This is a genomic window from Streptomyces sp. NBC_00328 (assembly GCF_036139655.1).
Classification (GTDB): Bacteria; Actinomycetota; Actinomycetes; order Streptomycetales; family Streptomycetaceae; genus Streptomyces.
The window spans coordinates 5926266-5946732 of sequence record NZ_CP108013.1 but is presented as its reverse complement, the minus strand read 5'-3'; the positions used below and the strand labels follow the sequence as shown (position 1 = coordinate 5946732).

The 20467-nt window shown below is 72.2% G+C and carries 13 protein-coding genes; 2 read left to right on the top strand and 11 right to left on the bottom strand.

What is annotated here, in order from left to right; all coding sequences use genetic code 11:
* Positions 1-63: 63 nt before the first annotated feature.
* From OG485_RS26200 to OG485_RS26170, 7 genes are all read right to left on the bottom strand, one after another.
* Positions 64-1716 carry a serine/threonine-protein kinase gene (locus OG485_RS26200; protein ID WP_328670983.1) on the bottom strand — a complete coding sequence of 551 codons (1653 nt, stop codon included), beginning with the start codon at positions 1714-1716 and terminating at the stop codon, positions 64-66.
* A 108-nt stretch (positions 1717-1824) separates the two neighbouring features.
* On the bottom strand, positions 1825-3438 hold the full coding sequence (locus OG485_RS26195; RefSeq protein ID WP_328674648.1) for a serine/threonine-protein kinase: 1614 nt from the start codon (positions 3436-3438) through the stop codon (positions 1825-1827).
* Positions 3439-3626: 188 nt separating this feature from the next.
* The gene (locus tag OG485_RS26190) at positions 3627-6638 is read right to left on the bottom strand and encodes a protein kinase (protein WP_328670982.1); all 3012 of its coding nucleotides are present in this window, start codon (positions 6636-6638) and stop codon (positions 3627-3629) included.
* Positions 6639-6805: 167 nt separating this feature from the next.
* Positions 6806-8905, bottom strand: a complete 2100-nt coding sequence (locus OG485_RS26185) for a serine/threonine-protein kinase (RefSeq protein WP_328670981.1) — start codon at positions 8903-8905, stop codon at positions 6806-6808.
* A gap of 452 nt (positions 8906-9357) precedes the next feature.
* Complete coding sequence (locus tag OG485_RS26180) at positions 9358-10695, bottom strand: MFS transporter (RefSeq protein WP_328670980.1); 1338 nt, start codon at positions 10693-10695, stop codon at positions 9358-9360.
* A complete protein-coding gene (locus OG485_RS26175) occupies positions 10692-11357 on the bottom strand; it encodes an ArsR/SmtB family transcription factor (protein ID WP_328670979.1) in 666 nt (221 codons plus the stop codon). Before OG485_RS26175 ends, OG485_RS26180 begins: the two co-directional genes overlap by 4 nt.
* Before the next feature lie 179 nt (positions 11358-11536).
* Positions 11537-13243 carry a glycerol-3-phosphate dehydrogenase/oxidase gene (locus tag OG485_RS26170; RefSeq protein WP_328670978.1) on the bottom strand — a complete coding sequence of 569 codons (1707 nt, stop codon included), beginning with the start codon at positions 13241-13243 and terminating at the stop codon, positions 11537-11539.
* Between the two features lie 270 nt (positions 13244-13513).
* Here OG485_RS26170 and OG485_RS26165 point away from each other — a divergent pair, with 270 nt between their 5' ends.
* Positions 13514-14722 (top strand): nucleotide sugar dehydrogenase, encoded by a 1209-nt coding sequence (locus OG485_RS26165; RefSeq protein ID WP_328670977.1) that lies wholly within the window; start codon positions 13514-13516, stop codon positions 14720-14722.
* A 151-nt stretch (positions 14723-14873) separates the two neighbouring features.
* On the top strand, positions 14874-15470 hold the full coding sequence (locus tag OG485_RS26160; RefSeq protein WP_328670976.1) for a hypothetical protein: 597 nt from the start codon (positions 14874-14876) through the stop codon (positions 15468-15470).
* A 140-nt stretch (positions 15471-15610) separates the two neighbouring features.
* On the opposite strand, the gene OG485_RS26155 is transcribed toward OG485_RS26160, so the two are convergent.
* The 4 genes from OG485_RS26155 to OG485_RS26140 form a co-directional block, all read right to left on the bottom strand.
* The gene (locus tag OG485_RS26155; protein ID WP_326785992.1) at positions 15611-16735 is read right to left on the bottom strand and encodes a GuaB3 family IMP dehydrogenase-related protein; all 1125 of its coding nucleotides are present in this window, start codon (positions 16733-16735) and stop codon (positions 15611-15613) included.
* A gap of 138 nt (positions 16736-16873) precedes the next feature.
* Positions 16874-18382, bottom strand: a complete 1509-nt coding sequence (gene guaB, locus OG485_RS26150) for an IMP dehydrogenase (protein WP_328670973.1) — start codon at positions 18380-18382, stop codon at positions 16874-16876.
* 453 nt (positions 18383-18835) lie between these two features.
* Complete coding sequence (locus tag OG485_RS26145; protein WP_326785994.1) at positions 18836-19411, bottom strand: sigma-70 family RNA polymerase sigma factor; 576 nt, start codon at positions 19409-19411, stop codon at positions 18836-18838.
* A gap of 432 nt (positions 19412-19843) precedes the next feature.
* Positions 19844-20455 carry a response regulator transcription factor gene (locus OG485_RS26140; protein ID WP_003948568.1) on the bottom strand — a complete coding sequence of 204 codons (612 nt, stop codon included), beginning with the start codon at positions 20453-20455 and terminating at the stop codon, positions 19844-19846.
* Positions 20456-20467: the final 12 nt, after the last annotated feature.

Sequence of the window (20467 nt, the reverse complement as noted above, 5' to 3'; positions counted from 1 at the left end):
CGCCCACCGGTCACAGAGCCGTGACGCGGGCATCCCTTATCTCCCGTTTACGGAATCGCTCCGTCACGAGACCGCGAAGGTGTCCACCGCCACGTCGAAGTACTCCTTGGCCTCCGTCACCCGGCCCACCGGCGCGGAGACCCAGACGTCGTACATCCGGCCGCCCTCCTCCCAGCACAGGTCGTAGGTGTGCCGTGGTCCCTCCGCCGCGGTGAAGCCGTCCCAGGTGAACTCCCACAGTGCGGCGGTGTGTCCTTCGTGCACCGTCCGCGCGACCCTGCCGTCGCGGTAGCCGGGATTGCTGGAGGGCCCGTCGACGTCCGCCCGCCGCATCACGCCCAGGGGACCGCCCGTCGCGGGATCGGCCACCTTGATGCCGATGCGGAAGACGTCCCCCGATGACATGTAGAAGATCCGCTCGCCCTGCGGATCGCGCGTGAAGCCGTCGGGCACGGCGAGCGAGAAGCCGTTCGGATCCGTGGCGACGCGGTAGCCCGAGGGCGCCGTGCGGGCGGTGGCGGACGGAGTGCGGTCGCTGGTCACCGTGACGGTGGGTCCGGCGCCCCGGGGCGGGGCGGACGGTGTGCCGGACGCCGGGGACGGGGTGGAGGAGGTGCCCGGTGTGCGGGGCGTGCCCGGCGCGCTCGACGAGGCCGGTCCGCCGTCTCCGCCGCCCATCAGCAGCGCGGCCGCGGACACCCCCGCGCCGGCCATCGCGGCGACCAGCGCCGCGGCGACGAGGAGGCTGCGCGTGGACTGCCGGGGCGGGGTGTCGGCCACGGTGGCGGCGGAGGTCCCCGACGCCTCGGGCGCGGATCTGCGCAGGGACACATGGGGTACGTCCCGCCGCGTCGGCGTGTACGGGACCAGCAGCCGCGGCGTACGGCCGGTGTCCCGGAAGGCGCGCAGCATCCGCTCCGCCTCCGCCGCGTCGAGCCGCCGCTCGGGGTCGCGCTCCAGCAGCCCTCGTACGACGGGCAGCAGCGGTGCGGCCTGGGCCGGCGGACGGATCTCGTCGACGACGACCGCGTGGAGGATGCCGCCGAGCGAGTCGCGCCGGAAGGGCGACGCTCCGCTCAGCACCGTGCACAGCAGCGCGCCGAGCGACCACAGGTCGGACTCGGGGCCGGTCCGGGCACCGGCCATCCGTTCGGGCGCGGTGTACTCGGGCGAGCCGACGAACGCGCCGGTCTCCGTGAGCGTCGTCGCGCCCGCGACCTGGGCGATCCCGAAGTCGGTGAGCACGATGCGGTCGGTGCCCTCCTCGACGAGGACGTTGGCGGGCTTGAGGTCGCGGTGCAGGACGCCCGCGTCGTGCGCGCGGCGCAGCGCCTGGAGCAGGTCGATGCCGATGCGGGCGGCCTCGCGCGCGTCGACCGGCCCGTTCGCGGAGATCCGTTCGGCGAGCGAGCCGCCGTCGATCAACTCCATGACGATGTACGGGCGTTCGTCGTCCTCGACGACGTCGTGGACGACGATGATGTGCGGGTGGTGGAGCTGGGCGACGGCCCGTGCCTCGCGCAGGGTGCGGTCGCGCTGGAGCCGGGACTCCTCCGCCGAGAGCGAGTCGTCGAGGGCCAGCTCCTTCACCGCGACCCGGCGGCCGAGCAGTTGGTCGGTGGCACGCCAGACGACGCCCATGCCGCCCCGGCCGATCCTGGCATCCAGCCGGTAACGGCCCGCGATCACGCGGACGTTCTCCCCCTCGGTCCCCATGGGTCTCATCATGCCGCACCGGACGGACCCCCTCCGTGGCGGCGACCGGCCAAGTGTGCTGCCGCTCCCGGACAGCCGGTGGCACACTCCTGGGGACTCGGGCTCGGGTCAGCCCTCCTGGAAGCTCCGCAGGATCCGGTCGAACTGCTCTTTGGTGGTGGTCCATTCGGCGGCCGGCGAGGACTCGTAGACGGCGTACTCGGTGCCGTCGCTCTTCATGTACCCGACGTCGATCGCGCGGTAGGGCCCCGGGAAGTAGTGCGGCGCGTCCTTGGCCAGGGCGTCCCACGTGTACTCCCAGCGGGCGCCCGGCTGGTCCCGGAAGAGCTCTTCCTTGAGGAGCAGTTGCCTGTAGTCCCGCAGCCGCCCCTCGAGCTTCCCGTCCAGGAGCTTCATGTGATCGTACGAGGAGCTGAAGTCCGGATCGGTGTCGACGGCGACCCGTACGAGGTGTTTGCCCTTGTCGGGTGAGTAGTCGATCTGCCGGAGGCCGTCCTGGTCGATGGAGACGGACGACTTCCACCCCTTGGGCAGGGAGACGCTGAAGCCCACCTCGTTGTGCCGTTCCCAACCTGCGGGAACCGCCCCCTGGCCGCCCTTGTCGCTCGGCTTGGTACTCGGCTTGGCGTCGGCACTCCGGGTCGACGACGCGGAGGCGGAGCCGCCGGGGCTGCGGTCCGTGCCGAAGTGCTGCATCGCGACCGCGACACCCCCGCCGACGAGCGCCGCGAAGGCGACGACCAGGGTGAACGTACGCAGGCGGTGCCGCTTCGTCGGTGCGGGCACGGGCGCGATCGTCACCGGCGGATACGGCGTGGTGGGGGCCGTCTGCGCGCGGGTACCGGTGCCGGTCCGCGTCTCCGCGGTGTCGTACCCCGTCGGCGCGTACGACTGCGCCGCACTCGACGGTCGTCCCGCCGCCGCCTCGGCAAGCATCTGCTCGGCCTGCTCCGCGCCGGGCCGATCGGCCGGGTCCTTGCGCAGCAGCGCGGCGAGGACGGGCCCCAGCACACCCGCGTTGACCGGTTCGGCGGGTTCCTCCTCGACGACGGCCTGCATGGTGCCGATCGCCGACGTGCGGCGGAACGGCGACCGGCCCTCCACCGCGGTGTACAGCGTGGCCCCGAGGGCCCAGAGGTCGGAGGCCGGACCGGGGTCGTGGCCGCGCACCCGCTCGGGCGCGAGGTAGTCGACGGAGCCGACGATCTCGCCGGTGCGCGTGATCGTCGTATCGCCCTCGACCTGCGCGATCCCGAAGTCGGTGAGCAGGACACGGCGGTCGGGCGAGAGCAGGACGTTGCCCGGCTTCACGTCCCGGTGCAGCACACCGGCGGCGTGCGCCGCGCGCAGCGCCCGCAGCACCCACAGCCCGATCCGTGCGGCCTCGGCCGGTTCGAGGCGCCCCTGCTCCTTGACCTCGTCGGCCAGCGAGTTGCCCTCCACCAGCTCCATGACGATCCACGGCCGGTTGTCGTGTTCCAGCACGTCATGGATGGTGACGACGGCCGAGTGGTTGATCCTGGCCGCGGCCCGCGCCTCGGCGTGGGTCCGGGCGAGCAGCCGGGCCAGGTCGCTCTCGGCGACGTACAGCGCGGCGGTCAGCTCCTTGACCGCGACGGCCCGGTGCAGCACCTCATCATGCGCGCGCCAAACCCGGCCCATGCCACCACTGCCGATGGATTCGACAAGCCGGTAGCGGCCCGCGAGGAGCAGGCCCTGCATCTGATTCACGTTTCCCCGCAATGGTCTTGACAGGGTCAGACTAAGGAGCGGTACCCACCCTGGGAACAAGCGGGGTCGTACGGAGACCTCACTGTGACGGTTGTCCCATCCCTGTACGGAAGGGAACCGTTTGGTGTTCAACAGCCCCCACCTGGCCAAACACGGCCTCGGGAGGGCAAAAGGGTTGCTCAGCGGCTGACTTGGTACGTCGACGACGCCTGCTCGTACAGCCGCGAAACCTCGTCGCGTTCGGCGTCCGGGCCGCGCACCTGGACCACGTGGTAGTGCCCGGCGACGAGGATCGCGAGGTTGCGCACATAGAGCGAATGCCCCGCGGAGTCCTGCCAGGTGAACTGGCCCTCGGCCATCGCCTTGCCGCCCACGTCGATCCGCCGCATCCCGCTGGAGGTCGCCCAGGTCGAGTCCCGGAAGGGCTGCAACTCCTTCTCGCTCTCCCGCTGATAGGTCATCGGGTCGCTGCCGTACGTGGCCGTGCCGTCCCGCCCGGGTACGAGGATGAGCTCGAAGTCCCCCTGGGAGTAGACGACCTGGCCGCTGCCGTTCTTCGGCGAACGCGTCCAGCCGCTCGCCACGGCGACCTGGAATCCCTCGGGGTCCTTGCGGAGGGTGAACCCGTCGGCGACGCCGGGATCGGCGGTGGTGTGCGAGGAGGTCGAACTGGACTTCCCCGAGGGGCTCCTGGCGGGGTCCGGCGAGGCCTGGTCGGAGCCGGGCGCGTTGCTCGCCGTCGGGTCGCCGCCGGGCTGTGTGGCGGGGCCGGCCTGTCCGGCGGCGCCGGTGCGCCCGTCACCGGTGCCGCTCCGGTCCGCCTTGGGCATGAAGACGACCGCGTACGCAACCGCCGCGGCCAGCAGGAGCAGAACGAGCAGGAGCAGGTTCCGGCCCAGCCGTCGGGGACCCGCCGCGTTCTCCCGCCTGGCCCGCTTGTGGCGGGCGTGCGGGCTGGTCGCGGGCAGTCCGGCACGACGCCTGCGGACGAGCTCGCCCCGGCGCCGTACGATCGGCAGCCGGCTCGGGTCGACGGGCGGTGCGGGCACGACGTGCGCCCCCGCCTCGGGCTCTGGCGCGGACCGCACCAACGACCGCAGCCAGCCGCGCAGTTCCTCGAAGTCGAGCCGCTCCGTGGGGTCCTGGCGCAGCAGCGATTCGACGACGGGCCGCAGCGGCCCGCACTCCTCGGCGAACGCGGGCGGCTCCGCGCACACCAGCTGGACCAGCTCGGCGGTGTTCTCCTCCGGGTAGGGAGCGTGTCCCTGCACCGCGCGGAAGAGCAGCGCGCCCAGCGCCCACAGGTCGGTCGCCGGTCCGATCGGGGCCGCCAACTGCCAGTTCTCGTGCACCGGTCCGGCCTGCTCGGGCGCCCAGCGCTCGGTGACCGGCCCGACCACGGCCATCCGCGCCTGCCGGGCCCGCTCGGCCGCGAGCGCGGTGGCCGGCCCTCGGCGCGGCGGTGTCCCGGCGACCAGATCACCCCACCCGGCGCCGGGACGGCCGGAGGGGTGCGGGGCGGGGGCGAGGTTCTGCGGAGTGCCGGGCACCGGGACGTGGCCGGAGGCCGGGGAGACGCCGGGCGTGCGGGTGTGTCCGGGGTCGGTGAATCCGCCGGGAGGCACGGGTACCCGGGTGTCGCCGGGCGCCTGGAACCCGCCGGTGCGCCGGCCGTCGTCCGCGACCCGCTCACCGCCGAAGGGCCGTCCGGGGGCGGGAACGCCCGGACGTCCGCCGTGCCCGGTGCCGTAGGGGTCCTGTCCGGGCGCGAGCGCGGAACGGCCGTACGCCGTGTCACCCGGCGCCGGCCTGCCGCCCGGGCCCAGCGCCGATCCCGAGGGCAGTGTGGGGCGGGCGGGGCCGTCGTTCCCGCCGAGGGCTCCGGCAGCCGGCGGCTGGACTCCGTACCTGCCGGTGCCGCCGACTCCGTACGGGTCGGCTATCTGGCCGGGGGGCGCGCCGGTCGGGTGCTGCCGGCCGCCCTGGCCGGGCAGTTGCGGCGGGTTGTGGGTCTGGGCCTGCGGGGAGTGCGGGGTGCCGTACCGGCTGTCCTGGCCGGTCTGCTCGCCGGGTGCGGAGGGCCGGGGTGCCGGCAGGGCGAGCGGGTCGCCCCGACGCTCCCCCTGTACGCGGGCGGCGGCACGCGCTCCGGCGCGGTACGCGGCGATGGCTCCGGCGCGCGCGGCGCGGACGTCGTCCCCGGCGTCCTCCGCCTGCCCGCCCCTCTCCGGTCCGCCCTCCGGCCCGGCCGTACCTGCCGGACGGCCCGGACCCGCCGGACCGCCCGCTTCGAGGGCACGCGGTCCCCGGCCCGCCACGGGTGCCCCGGGGACCGGTGCCCCCGGGACCGGCGTTCCCTGCTCCGCGCGGGCCTCGATCGCCGCCCGCCGGGCCGCTTCGGCGTCCGCGCCGCTCGTGGCCGCCACGGCGACACCGCGCGCGCCGCCGAATCCGGCACCGCCGACGGGTCCCCGTCCGCCGGCGGCACCCGAAGGAGTGCCCGTCCCGGCCGGACCGGCGTCACCGGGCTGCCCGGCGCGGGGGCCGGATCCGTGACCGGTCGTGAAGTCGTCCTCCGGCGCGGGGACCGGGTCGTACCCGCACAGCGCCTCTTCCGCGGCCCCGGCCGCCAGTCCGGTGAGCAGGACGCGGCCGTCGTCGCAGACGAGCACCGTGCGCGCGGTGATGTTCCGGTGCACCCAGCCGTGCGCGTGCAGGACCCGCAGCGCGGTGAGGACGTCGGCCGCGACCTCCGCGGCGCGGTAGGGGCTGAGCGGCTTCTCGGCGAGCAGTGCGGCCAGCGGCCTCGCGGGCACCGACTCGCTGACGATCCACAGCGACCCGCCCTCGGCGAACACGTCGAAGACCTGGTCGAGCCGGGGATGGTCGGGGATCCGCGCGGCGGCCTGCGCCGCGTCGATCGCGCGCAGCACCGCCGGTTCGGTGGGCCGCCGGGTGGTGCGGGAGGACGCCCGCCGCACCCCGCCGTCCCGGGCCACGAACCCCTCCGGCAACCCGTCCGCGTCGAGCACCTCGGCCTCGACGACCTCGGGCAACGGCACCTGCCGTACCAGGACTTCCTGCCCGCTGTAGGTGTCGAAGGCCCGGCTCTCGGCGAGTTCGTACTCGTCGGACGGCGGCAGGGGCAGGCGGTAGCGGTCGGCCAGTACCCGTCCCGCGTAGTCGTCCACGATGCTCCCCCAGCCGACCGGTTGGTCAATTCCGTTCGCCGTGCGTCCCGTTGTGGCTTCGTTCGGTCCGCAACCACTCACGATACGTGCCCGAGGCAACCCGCAGAGCGGTGATGCGAGATCTCGGGCTCCGTTCGTCGCGGAACGTCACCTCGGCCGGCGGTACGTCATGACTTCGGCTGGAACGTCTCGGTCAGCGTGGCCCACGTACTCTTGCGCAGCGCGCTGTTCCACGCGGCGTCCTTGGCCGTGTACATCAGCGCGTAGCCCTGATGCGCGTTCACCACGAAACCGCGGTCGATCGAGTGGAACTTCGTGCCGCCGTCCACGTAGGTGAACTCCCAGTCGGCCGTGTTCCAGCCGCGGTAGCTCACGCTCTCTATGACGATCTTCTTGTACTGGGGGCGCACCATGCCGCGCTCCTGGTTGTTCCAGTCCGCGACCGGGTCGTCCTTGGGAGTCGACGTCCAGCCGACGAGGAGCTTCTGTCCGTCGGGACCGGTGAACCGGGCTCCCGCTTCGTCCTGGGACTTGTACGCCCACCCCTTCGGCAGCCCGATCGAGAAGCCCTGGCCGCTCTTGTACGTCGTCACGGAGGCGGAACCCGAGCCCGACTCCTTGCCGTCGCCGCTCGAACCGGCCGAGTCGTTCTTGCTCGTGTCCGTGTCCGTGCCCGACGAGGTGTCCGCGGAGTCGTCCGAGCCGGAGCCCGACGTGTCGCCGCTGTCGGTGTGCGAGGTGTCGCTCTTGTCCTTGCCCTCGCCCTTGCTGTCGTCGCCGCTCTTCCCGCTGCCCGCGGCCGCTCCGCTGGAGGCGGTCGCCTTGGCGCCGGTGCCGCCCTTGGCGTCGTCGTCCCCGCCGCCGCCGAAGGTGAGGGCCAGCACGGTGCCGACCACGACCAGCGCCACGACGACCGCGATGATCACCAGGGTGCGCAGCGGCACGACATCCGTGAGCGAGGCCTTGGGCGCCGGGCGGACCGGGCGCTCGGGTGCCACCGGCCATCCGGACCCCGAACCGCCGCGCGTACCCGCGGCTCCGCCGCCTCCGGCCGAACCGGAGTTCACCGGCTTGCTGTCGGGACCGCTCGGCTGGACCGGCACGGAAGGACTCGCCGCGGCGGTCGTCCCGGAGGCGCCGCCGGCCGGGCCGGCCGCAGTGCCGGACCCCGAACCCGTGCGCGGGGAGGCCGTCCCGGCCGCTCCTTGCGCCCGGTCGGAGCCCGGGCCGTCGGCCGTCCTGGCGCGGGAGGACGCCGCCGAGGTGGCGGCCGCCGCCGTGGCGGCCCCGGCCGCGGTCGCGGCCTTGCGTACCGACCGCAGAGCCCCGCGCAGCCGCGCCGGTTCCTCCGGCAGCGGCGGCATCGCCACGACCTTCGTCGCGTCCGGCGGCTCCGGCAGGCTCTTCTCGGACTCGGTCTCGCGCAGCACCTCGTTGAGCATGGCCCGGGCGCCCGCGTCGTCGAGCCGCTGCTCGGGATCCTTGGCGAGCAGGCCGTAGATCACGTTCTCCAGCGGGCCCGCGTTCTTGGGCTGTTCGACCGGCTCGGTCATCACCGCGGTGAGCGTCGCGATCGCGGAGCCCTTGTCGTAGGGCGGCACGCCTTCGACCGACGCGTACAGCAGACCGCCCAGCGACCACAGGTCGGCCGCGGGGCCGGGCTTGTGACCGCGCGCCCGCTCCGGCGAGATGTAGGAGGGCGCGCCGACGAGCATGCCGGTCGAGGTGATGGACGGGTCGCCCTCCACCTGGGCGATGCCGAAGTCGGTGAGCACGACCCGGCCGTCATGGTCGATCAGCACGTTCGACGGCTTCACGTCCCGGTGCAGGATGCCCTCGCGGTGCGCCGCCTGCAGCACGTCGAGGATGGCCAGGCCCACCTCGGCGGCACGCTTCGGCGTGAGCACTCCGTCCTCGCGGATGACCTCGGCGAGGGACTTGCCCCCGATGAGCTCCATCACGATCCACGGCCGGTTGTCCTCGTCGACCACGTCGAAGACCGTCACCGCGCCGTTGTTGCGGATCCGCGCGATGGCCTTGGCCTCCCGCAGCGTGCGCGTGATCAGCCGGCGCTTCTCGTCCTCGTCGATGGCCGACGGGAACCGCAGTTCCTTCACGGCGACCGTACGGCCCAGGGTCTCGTCCTCGGCGCGCCACACCGTGCCCATGCCGCCGCGGCCGAGAACATCCCCCAGCCGGTACCGCCCGGCGAGGAGACGATCGCTCTTGTCCTGACGGGGTGCTCCCACCCGCTCTGCCTCCGACATGCGTCCCCTCATGCAACCCGCCCTGACAGAGCCTCCATTGTCCCCTACCCGACAAGTGCCCGGCGCCCTGGGGGCCCCTGGAACCGCAACAGCTCATCCAGTGAGACGTCCGGACCCCGCCGAAGGCCCTCCCACAGCCGTACACCGCGCGTGCCGGCCGCCCCGCGACGGAGGGTCCCGCGGGTCCGCCGCACCCGCTTCCAGGACCGGCCCCGTGAGGGTCCCCCGCACAGCGACGTGCCTCATCATGGGCCGTGACAAGGAAGGACCCCGCGATGCCATCGCCCCGGACACTCCGGACGCTTCTGGCCAACCCGCGTCCCTGACGCTGCTTCTGACGGTCGAACCGTGTCGCCGGCCGCAGTCGAACAGAGCTGCCCGGAGAGGCCGTGGAATTCACCGCCCGTCAGGTGCAAGGTTCCCGCCACGGAGCTGGAGTCCTGCGGCTGACGTCATGTCGTGAGGTTCGCACCGGCCGACCGAGCGGCATCCTCGGGTTGTGGTTCCGGGGCACCTCGCCCACCCACACGGTCCATCTCGCGCCATTCCGGCCGCAGCCCGGTCAAATTCGTGGTGAGGAAGTACGCGGCCCCACTGGCAAGCAGCACCGGCGCGAGTCCGACGGAGGCCACCGCCGCTCCGACGATCAGTCCGCCGAGAGGGATACCGGCCCAGGCCAGCGAGTCACCGAGCGCGTTGACCCGGCCCAGCATCCGGCGCGGCACCCGCTCGAAGAGGATGGCCCCCAGCACCGGGTTGAGGAAGCCCGACCCGAATCCACTGACGGCGAACACGGCCAGTACCGCTCCCAAGGGAGCGTCGGAGGCGAGGATCAGGAACCTCGGCGCCCCGGCCACCAGGAACCCGGTGAAGAACACCATCCGGCGCCGCAGCCGGTGTGCGGCCACCGCGGCGATCAGACTCCCCACGACCGCCGCGGCTCCCGTCACGCTGCCCATCAGGCCGATCGCAGCCGGCCCGTTGCCGGATTCCCTGGCCCAGACGGGCATGAGCACCGTGCCGAACCCCGCGTCCAGCAGGTTGGTGATCCCGACCATGACGATGACGGTCAGCATCAACGGCTCGCCCCGCAGGAAGGCGAAGCCCTCGGCGAAGCGTCGCCAGTAACCCGGTTCCGTCTCGCCGGCCTGCGACGGGGCTTCCTCGACCGCATGGCCCACCCCACGAGGCAGTGCCACTCCGATGATCAACGATCCGAGAGTGAAGCAGCCCGCGTTGACGACCAGTCCTGTCATGGGGCCGAGCAGCGCCACCAACGAGCCGCCGGCCGCCGGGCCGATGGTGGAGGCGAGCCGCTCGGTCACGCCGGACAGACCGGCGGCCCGCTCCAACGGCACCCGGCCGCATTCGGCCGCTTCCGGGACCATGACCTCCTTGGCCAGGTCGCCGGGGCCGCGGACCGCACCGATCAGCGCGACCAGGGCCAGCAGGAGCGGAAAGGAGAGCAGGTCCAGAGCGTGGAGCAGGGGAACCGCGGCGGCGGCGCTCGCGCTGGCCAGGTCAGTGGTCCAGGAAACGGCCCGCGGGCCGATCCGGTCCACCAGCGGCCCGGTGAACGCCTTGACCGCCACGTAGGGAGTCATCTGGCAGAAGGCGACCAGTCCGGTCCGGGTGGCGCTGCCGGTCGTGACGAGCACGAACCAGGGCAGCGCGACGGCGGCGACCCTGGTACCGGTCAGCGACACGGCCATGGCCGCCAGGACCCCGCCGAGCGGCCGTAAGGACCGCTTGCCGGGTATGCCGGCGTCGCCGGAGACGTCCGCCCTCATGACGTCTCCGTTCCTGTCACCTTCCGCGGACTGGAATGCGCCTCCGGTGCGGCGGGCGTATCCAGTTCCGGCAGGAGGTGCGTGATGACGGCGACCCGCTCGGCTCCCTCCGGGGCTTTCGCCGCCGTCTCCGGCGTATCCCTCCGGTAGCGGGCGACGACTGCCCTCAACTCCTGGCGCAGGGCGGCGGTCTCCTCAGGCGTGAGCCGCAAGGCCCAGTCGCTCATGTCGAAGGTGCCCCGCCATGCGTCGGGCATCGTCTGGAGCTCGTTGATCACCCGCTGTGTGCGAAGGGTGTTGGTGGCGGCGACGGACTGCAGGAAGGCCAGGACGGCCTCGGGCTCGCGCTCGGCCAGCTCCGGATCATTGAGTTCCGTCACCTGATGCACCGAACGCCACCAGCGTTCACGCGCGTTGCCGCGTTCGGTGTCCTCCTCGACGAAGCCGGCCGCGCCGAGCTGGCGCAGGTGGTAGCTGGCCGTGCCGGAGTTCACGCCGAGCCGCTCCGCGAGGCGGGTAGCCGTCGACGGGCCGTACTTCCGCAGCAGCCCGACCAACTGCACGCGCACCGGGTGCGCCAGGGCACGCAGTCCCTTGGCATCCAGAACGACCGCGTCCGCTTCAGCCTTCGGACCATCCGGCCCCGCACTCGTGTCAGTCATATCGCGCACTCTAGACCGCAAACAGTTCTTCGCAAAGACCTCTTCGCGAAGAACTGTTTGCGGTTATGCCAGGGACAGTTGCCCGACCGGCAGGTTCACGCCGTGGCACGGTTCTTGCCGGCGCCTCAAGATCCCAGCTCACGGCACCCGTCCGAGTGAGACGGGCCGGGAGGCGGCGGTCAGAACGGCACGATGTCCGGCGCCCCCAGCCGGGCCGCGTCCGCCGTCAGGTCGTCCGGCTGGCGCTGGGACTCCCGCTCGGCCTCGACCCGCTTCTCGTAGTGCTCCACCTCGCGCTCGATCTGGTCCTTGTCCCAGCCGAGGACCGGGGCCATCAACTCGGCGGCCTCACGGGCGCTGCGGGTGCCCCGGTCGAAGGTCTCGATGGAGATGCGGGTACGCCGGGTCAGGACGTCGTCCAGGTGACGGGCACCCTCGTGCGAGGCGGCGTAGACGATCTCGGCCCGGAGGTAGTCCTCGGCGGCCGGCAGGGGCGCGCCGAGGGACGGGTCCGCCGCGATGAGGTCGAGGAGCTCCTCGGCGAGCGCCCCGTACCGGTTCAACAGATGCTCCACACGCGCCACATGGATGCCGGTGCGCGCCGCGATCCGCGCTCGCGCGTTCCACAGCGCCCGGTACCCCTCGGCACCGAGCAGCGGGGTGTCCTCGGTGACGCATTCGGCGACCCGCTGGTCGAGGCCGTGCACCGCCGCGTCGACCGCGTCCTTGGCCATCACCCGGTAGGTCGTGTACTTGCCGCCGGCCACGACCACGAGTCCGGGCACCGGGTGGGCCACGGTGTGCTCGCGCGAGAGCTTGCTGGTGGCGTCCGACTCCCCGGCCAGCAGCGGCCGCAGCCCCGCGTACACCCCCTCGACGTCGTCACGGGTGAGCGGCACGGAGAGCACCGAGTTCACATGCTCCAGCAGATAGTCGATGTCCGCGCTGGACGCGGCCGGATGGGCCTTGTCCAGGTCCCAGTCGGTGTCGGTGGTGCCGATGATCCAGTGGCGGCCCCAGGGGATCACGAACAGCACGGACTTCTCGGTGCGCAGGATCAGGCCCGTCGAGGAGTGGATCCGGTCCTTCGGCACGACCAGATGGATGCCCTTGGACGCCCGGACGTGGAACTGGCCCCGCTCCCCGACCATGGCCTGGGTGTCGTCGGTCCACACGCCCGTGGCGTTGACGATCTGGCGGGCGCGGACCTCGTACTCGCCGCCGCCCTCGACGTCGCGCACCCTGGCCCCGACCACCCGCTCGCCCTCGCGCAGGAATCCGGTGACCCGCGCGCGGTTGGCGACCTTCGCACCGTACGAAGCGGCCGTGCGCACCAGGGTCGCCACATAGCGGGCGTCGTCCATCTGGGCGTCGTAGTACTGCAGGGCGCCGATCAGCGCGTCCCTCTTCAGGGCCGGTGCGACGCGCAGGGCGTGGCGGCGGCTCAGATGGCGGTGGCCGGGCAGGCCGCGGCCGTGACCGCGGGCCATCGACATGGCGTCGTACAACGCGACGCCGGAGCCCGCGTACAGCCGCTCCCAGCCCTTGTGCTGGAGGGGGTAGAGGAACGGGACGGGCTTGACCAGGTGCGGCGCGAGCCGTTCGAGGAGCAGGCCGCGCTCCTTCAGCGCCTCGCGGACGAGCACGAAGTCGAGCATCTCCAGATACCGCAGGCCGCCGTGGATCAGCTTGCTGGATCTGCTCGAGGTGCCCGACGCCCAGTCACGCGCCTCGACCAGGCCGGTGGACAGACCGCGCGTCGCGGCGTCCAGCGCGGTGCCCGCGCCGACCACGCCCGCACCCACGACCAGCACGTCCAGCTCACGCTCGGCCATTCCCGCCAGTGACTCGGCGCGCTCCGCCGGCCCCAGTGTCGCTGTCCTCACCGCTGCCTCCCGCTGTAGGTCGCGCTGGCCGCACCGTCCGGCGACGCCCGGCTCACATCCCCCCTGCCCAAAGTCTGACCGTCTCTCCCCTCATCGGCCACCGTCCGCCCTCAGCCTGTGGACAGTTCCGGGCGACGCGCAAGGAATCTTGATCGATCAATCCCGCAAATCGGTCATATTTACTCCTAGTCTGACATTGCTCTCGCCCATCCTGTCCACAGGGCTTGCGCACCTGTCCCGCATCGGTTACTGGGAAGGACGGCCCACTCCATGCCCGCAGACCTCGCCGTCATCGGACTCGGTCACCTAGGCCTGCCCCTGGCCCAGGCCGCCGTCGCCGCCGGCATCTCCACCCTCGGCTACAGAACCGGACCGGAAGGCGGCTCCCTCACCCCCGCGGAGCTGCGCCGGATGCTCGCGGGCGGCTTCCGGCCGGCCACGAACCCGGCCGAGCTGGGCCGTGTCCGCACCGCCGTCATCTGCGCACCGACCCCACGGGGCGCGGACGGCGCCCCGGACCTCGGCCAGGTGGAGTCGGCGGCCCGCGCCCTGGCCGCACGGCTGCGCCCGCACACCACGGTCATCCTGGAATCGCCCGTGCACCCCGGCACCACCGAGGCGTTCCTCCGCCCGCTCCTCGAAACCGGCTCCGGACTGCGCGCCGGGCGCGATTTCCACCTCGCGTACTCGCCCAGCCGGGTCGACCCCGGCAACCGCGACGTCACCCCCGCCGGGACGCCGAAGGTCATCGGCGGCCTCACCCCCGCGTGCACCGAGTCGGCAGCCGCCTTCTACGGCCGGCTCACCGACAAGGTCGTCCGCGCGCGCGGCCCCCGCGAGGCGGAGACCGTGCAGGTCCTGGAGACCAACTTCCGGCACGTCAACATCGCGCTCGTCAACGAGATGGCCGTGCTCTGCCACGACCTGGGCGTCGACCTGTGGGACGTCATCCGCTGCGCGGAGACCAAGCCGTTCGGGTTCCAGGCGTTCCGGCCCGGCCCGGGAGTCGGCGGCCACGGGATCGCCCAGGACCTCGGCGGCCCCTCCGGACGCCCGCTGCGGATGGTCGAACTGGCCCGGCAGGTCAACAACCACATGCCCCAGTACGTCATCCAGCGCGCCGCCGCACTGCTCAACGAGCACGGGAAGTCCGCCCGGGCCGCGCGGGTGCTCCTCCTCGGCGTCACCTACAAGGCCGACATCGCCGACCAACAGAGCTCCCCCGCCCACGAGATCGCCGTACGGCTGATGGAACTCGGCGCCTCCGTCAGCTATCACGACCCGCACGTGCCGGCCTGGAGCGTCCTCGGGCGGCCCGTACCGCGCGCGGACTCCCTCTACGAGGCCGCGGCCGACGCCGACCTGACGATCCTGCTCCAGCAACACCGCACCTACGACCTGCAAGGCCTGTCGGTGAAGGCCCAACTCCTCCTGGACACAAGGGGTGCGACCCCGACGGGAGCGGCACACCGGCTCTGAGCCGGGGAATTGCCTCACCGATTGTCACTCCCCCCTGCTAATCTGCGGCAGCTCTCGCACACTCGTGCGCCCATGCCCCGGGCGCCGAGAGGTGTGCGGCGACACTCCACGCGCACACCGACAGTGCGCCCGCATCCCTGGGGGGAACCACATGAGCCAGCCGACGCCGCCGTCCGGTCCACCGGTCGACGCCAACCCGTACGCGGACGCGCCCGCGCCCGACGCTGCCGCCGCGCCCGCCGCTCCGGCCGACCAGCCGCCCGTCCCGCAGCAGGCCTTCCCGCAGGGCGCGCCCCAGCCGGGCTTCCCGGTCGCGCCCGTCGCCCCGGCCGCCCCGGCGCAGGGCAACTTCGCGCTCGGCCTCGTCGCCGCCATCGGCGCCGGCGTGGTCTCCGCGATCCTGTACGGCCTGATCATCGGCCTGACCAAGCACGAGATCGGCTACGCCGCCGTCGGTGTCGGCTTCCTCGTGGGCATCGCCGCGGGCCGCGTCGGCGGCCGCAACCAGACGCTCCCGGTCGTCAGCGTGATCGTCTCCGTCGCCGGGGTCTACCTCGGTCAGCTCATCGGCACGGCCATGATCGGCGCCGACGACACCGGCCTCAGCTTCAGCACGATCTTCTTCGACCACTTCGACGTGGTCCAGCAGGCGTGGAAGGACGCGGCCGACCCGCTGACCTTCGTCTTCTTCGCGATCGCGGCCTACGTGGCGTTCCAGAGCGCCCGCAAGGCCGGACACGGTCACTGAGATGCCGGTCTGGCTGTTTCTGATGCTGTTCGGCCTGGCGTGCTCGATCGCCGGCGGCTGACGAGGCCCGAGGACACGACAAGGGCCCGGCCACCAGACGGTGGGCGGGCCCTTGCCACGTACGGCCTACGGCCTGAGGACTACCGCTTGTGCTGCGAGTCCGCCACCGTCACCTCGACGCGCTGGAACTCCTTGAGCTCGCTGTAGCCGGTCGTGGCCATGGCGCGGCGGAGGGCGCCGAAGATGTTCATCGAACCGTCCGGGATGTGCGACGGACCGGTGAGGATCTCCTCGATGGTGCCGACGGTGCCGAGGTCGACCTTCTTGCCGCGCGGCAGCTCCTCGTTCACCGCCTCCATGCCCCAGTGGTGGCCGCGGCCGGGCGCGTCGGTGGCGCGCGCGAGCGGGGAGCCCATCATCACGGAGTCGGCGCCGCAGGCGATGGCCTTGGGGAGGTCGCCGGACCAGCCCACACCGCCGTCGGCGATGACGTGCACGTACCGGCCGCCGGACTCGTCCATGTAGTCGCGGCGGGCCGCGGCGACGTCCGCGACGGCGGTGGCCATCGGGACCTGGATGCCCAGCACGTTGCGCGTGGTGTGCGCGGCACCGCCGCCGAAACCGACCAGGACACCGGCCGCGCCGGTGCGCATCAGGTGCAGCGCCGCGGTGTACGTGGCGCAGCCGCCGACGATCACCGGGACGTCGAGCTCGTAGATGAACTGCTTCAGGTTCAGCGGCTCGGCGGCACCGGAGACGTGCTCGGCCGACACCGTCGTACCGCGGATGACGAAGATGTCCACACCCGCGTCGACGACGGCCTTGGAGAACTGCGCCGTGCGCTGCGGGGAGAGGGCGGCGGCGGTGACGACTCCCGAGTCGCGCACCTCCTTGATGCGCTGCCCGATCAGCTCCTCCTTGATGGGAGCCGCGTAGATCTCCTGGAGGCGGCGGGTCGCGGTCTCCGAGTCCATACCGGCGATCTCGTCCAGCAGCGGCTGCGGGTCGTCGTACCGCGTCCAGAGGCCTTCCAGGTTCAGGACGCCCAGGCCGCCCAGCTCGCCGATACGGATCGCGGTGGCCGGGGAGACGACCGAGTCCATGGGGGCGGCCAGGAAGGGCAGCTCGAAGCGGTACGCGTCGATCTGCCAGGCGATCGAGACCTCCTTCGGGTCCCGCGTACGGCGGCTCGGGACGACGGCGATGTCGTCGAAGGCGTACGCCCGGCGGCCGCGCTTGCCGCGCCCGATCTCGATCTCAGTCACGTTGTGGCCTTTCCCTCTTCGCTTCTGCGCCTCCCAGTATCCCCGACGCCCACGACGAGGGCGGCCCCGGAAGCTCCGGGGCCGCCCTCGTGGCGGGTCTCAACGCGCGCGTGGAAGACCGTTCGGCTGTACGGACGACTACTTGAGGCGGCTGTAGTTCGGCGCCTCAACCGTCATCTGGATGTCGTGCGGGTGGCTCTCCTTGAGGCCCGCCGAGGTGATGCGCACGAACCGGCCGCGGTCCTGGAGCTCGGGCACCGTACGGCCGCCGACGTAGAACATCGACTGGCGCAGACCGCCGACCAGTTGGTGGACGACCGCGGAGAGCGGGCCGCGGTAGGGCACCTGGCCCTCGATGCCCTCGGGGACGAGCTTCTCGTCGGAGGCGACGCCCTCCTGGAAGTAGCGGTCCTTGGAGAAGGAGCGCTGCTCTCCACGGGACTGCATGGCGCCCAGGGAGCCCATGCCGCGGTACGACTTGAACTGCTTGCCGTTGATGAAGAGCAGCTCACCCGGGGACTCCTCGCAGCCCGCGAGCAGCGAGCCCAGCATCACCGTGTCGGCGCCCGCGACCAGGGCCTTGGCGATGTCGCCGGAGTACTGCAGGCCACCGTCGCCGATGACCGGGACGCCGGCCGCCTTGGCGGCGAGCGACGCCTCGTAGATGGCCGTCACCTGCGGCACGCCGATGCCGGCGACGACGCGGGTGGTGCAGATGGAACCGGGGCCGACTCCGACCTTGATGCCGTCGACGCCCGCGTCGATGAGGGCCTGCGCGCCGTCACGGGTGGCGATGTTGCCGCCGATGACGTCGATGCCCGAGGAGTTCGACTTGATCTTGGCGACCATGTCGCCGACCAGACGGGAGTGGCCGTGCGCGGTGTCGACGACGATGAAGTCGACGCCGGCCTCGATCAGGGCCTGGGCCCGCTCGAAGGCGTCACCCGCGACACCGACGGCCGCGCCGACCAGCAGACGGCCCTCGCCGTCCTTGGCCGCGTTCGGGTACTTCTCCGCCTTGACGAAGTCCTTGACGGTGATGAGGCCCTTGAGGACGCCCGCGTCGTCGACCAGCGGAAGCTTCTCGATCTTGTGGCGGCGCAGGAGCTGCATCGCGTCGTGGCCGGAGATGCCGACCTTGCCGGTGACCAGCGGCATCGGCGTCATGACCTCGCGGACCTGGCGCGAGCGGTCGGTCTCGAAGGCCATGTCGCGGTTGGTGACGATGCCGAGCAGCTTGCCTCCGCCGTCCGTGACCGGCACACCGGAGATCCGGAACTTGGCGCAGATCGCGTCGGCCTCGCCGAGCGTGGCGTCCGGGTGCACGGTGATCGGGTCGGTCACCATGCCGGACTCGGAGCGCTTCACCAGGTCGACCTGGTTGGCCTGGTCCTCGATGGACAGGTTGCGGTGCAGAACACCGACGCCGCCCTGACGGGCCATCGCGATCGCCATACGCGATTCGGTGACCTTGTCCATGGCGGCGGAGAGCAGCGGGATGTTGACCCGGACGTTCTTCGAGATGTGCGAGGCGGTGTCGATCTGGTCGGGCGCCATGTCCGACGAGCCCGGCAGCAGCAGCACGTCGTCGTAGGTCAGCCCGAGTGTCGCGAACTTGGCGGGCACTCCGTCGACGTTGGCAGTCATGACACCTTCCCCAAATGGCCTTGATCGGTGCGGATGTCCATGCTAACGGGAAGCATGGCTCTCTCATTCCACGGTTGAGGGTGGGCTTCGGCTTCGTATGTTCGTACGGGATGACGGTCATTCCCGTTCAGACCCGTGCCCGGAGAAGGGCCCGGAGCCCGCTCGGGCAGCCCGGCCGGGCTGGGCGAACGCCCGTCGGCACCCCGCCCCGCCCGCGAAGCGCGGCACGGAGCCTTCCGGGCCGGCCGGATCGACGCCGCCGGAGTCCGCCACCTTTTGCCTGCAATTTGCGGAGGAAAAGGGCTCCGGCGCACCGGGCGCCGGCTGTCCGCGGTGACCGGTATCACCGGAACGTGTCCCGCCGGCAGATACGTGACGGACACGGTGGGCGCGACGGACACGGCGGGACCGCGCCACCCCGGCCACGGCGTCACCGCGGCCGGACCCGGATCCCTACTGCTCCGCCAGTGCCCGCAGCCGGCTGAGCGCACGGTGCTGGGCCACCCGGACGGCACCCGGTGACATGCCCAGCATCTGGCCGGTCTCCTCCGCCGTGAGGCCCACCGCGATACGCAGAAGGAGCAGCTCGCGCTGGTTCTCGGGGAGGTTGGCCATGAGTTTCTTCGCCCATTCGGCGTCGCTGCTGAGCAGCGCGCGCTCCTCGGGGCCGAGGGAGTCGTCGGGCCGCTCCGGCATCTCGTCGGACGGGACGACCGTGGACCCCGGATGACGCATCGCGGCACGCTGGAGGTCGGCGACCTTGTGCGCGGCGATCGCGAACACAAACGCCTCGAACGGGCGCCCGGTGTCCTTGTAGCGCGGCAGCGCGAGGAGCACCGCGACACAGACCTCCTGCGCCAGGTCCTCCACGAAGTGCCGCGCGTCCCCCGGAAGCCGGGACAGACGGGCGCGGCAGTAACGCAGCGCGAGCGGGTGTACGTGGGCGAGCAGGTCGTGCGTGGCCTGTTCGTCGCCGTCGACCGCGCGAAGGACGAGCGCACCGATCCCCGTCGTCTCGTCTTCACGCATCGGTCCATGGTGCCTCGACGTCGTCCTGTCCGTGGCACCGCGTCCATAGTTGTGCACCGAAGCGTTATGAGCAGGTGCGCCGGAACTCATCTCCTGCGCCCTCCCCTCCCGCTCGACCGACTTGTCCCCAGGGAACTCCACACCTCAAGGATGCGGCATCCGCCGGGAAACGGAGTCCGGACACCGAGGAGGCTCTCTCCGAGGCACCGGCCCCACCCGCCGTCCGGCGGGCAGGGACTACTGCCGTCGTACCCGCGAGGCGGTTCGCCCAAGGGCTGTCCCGTGGTCCCCGGCGGGCGCGCGATGACAGCGAACGCACCTCGTCGCGTCGCGGGACCGCGCGGACACGCCTCGTACGAGGACGGCCCTCTGCCGTGCGACGCGGCGCGTCGGACGGCACGCGCCGATCCACCCCGGACCACGGGCCACCCCTCAGCGAACCAGGCCCCACCGGAATCCGAGCGCGACCGCGTGCGCCCGGTCCGAGGCGCCGAGCTTCTTGAAGAGCCGCCGTGCGTGGGTCTTGACCGTGTCCTCGGAGAGGAACAGCTCACGGCCGATCTCCGCGTTGGAGCGTCCGTGGCTCATTCCTTCGAGCACCTGGATCTCCCGCGCGGTGAGCGTGGGCGCGGCGCCCATCTCCGCCGAACGCAGTCTGCGCGGCGCGAGCCGCCACGTCGGGTCGGCGAGCGCCTGGGTCACCGTGGCGCGCAGTTCCGCCCGCGAGGCGTCCTTGTGGAGATAGCCGCGGGCGCCGGCGGCGACGGCGAGCGCCACACCGTCCAGGTCCTCGGCGACGGTGAGCATGATGATGCGCGCACCGGGGTCGGCGGACAGCAGCCGCCTGACCGTCTCCACGCCGCCCAATCCGGGCATACGTACGTCCATCAGAATCAAATCCGAACGGTCGGCTCCCCAGCGGCGGAGGACTTCCTCGCCGTTGGCCGCCGTCGTCACGCGCTCGACACCGGGCACGGTCGCGACCGCGCGGCGGAGCGCCTCTCGGGCAAGCGGGGAGTCGTCGCAGACGAGGACGGATGTCATGACCGTCCTCCG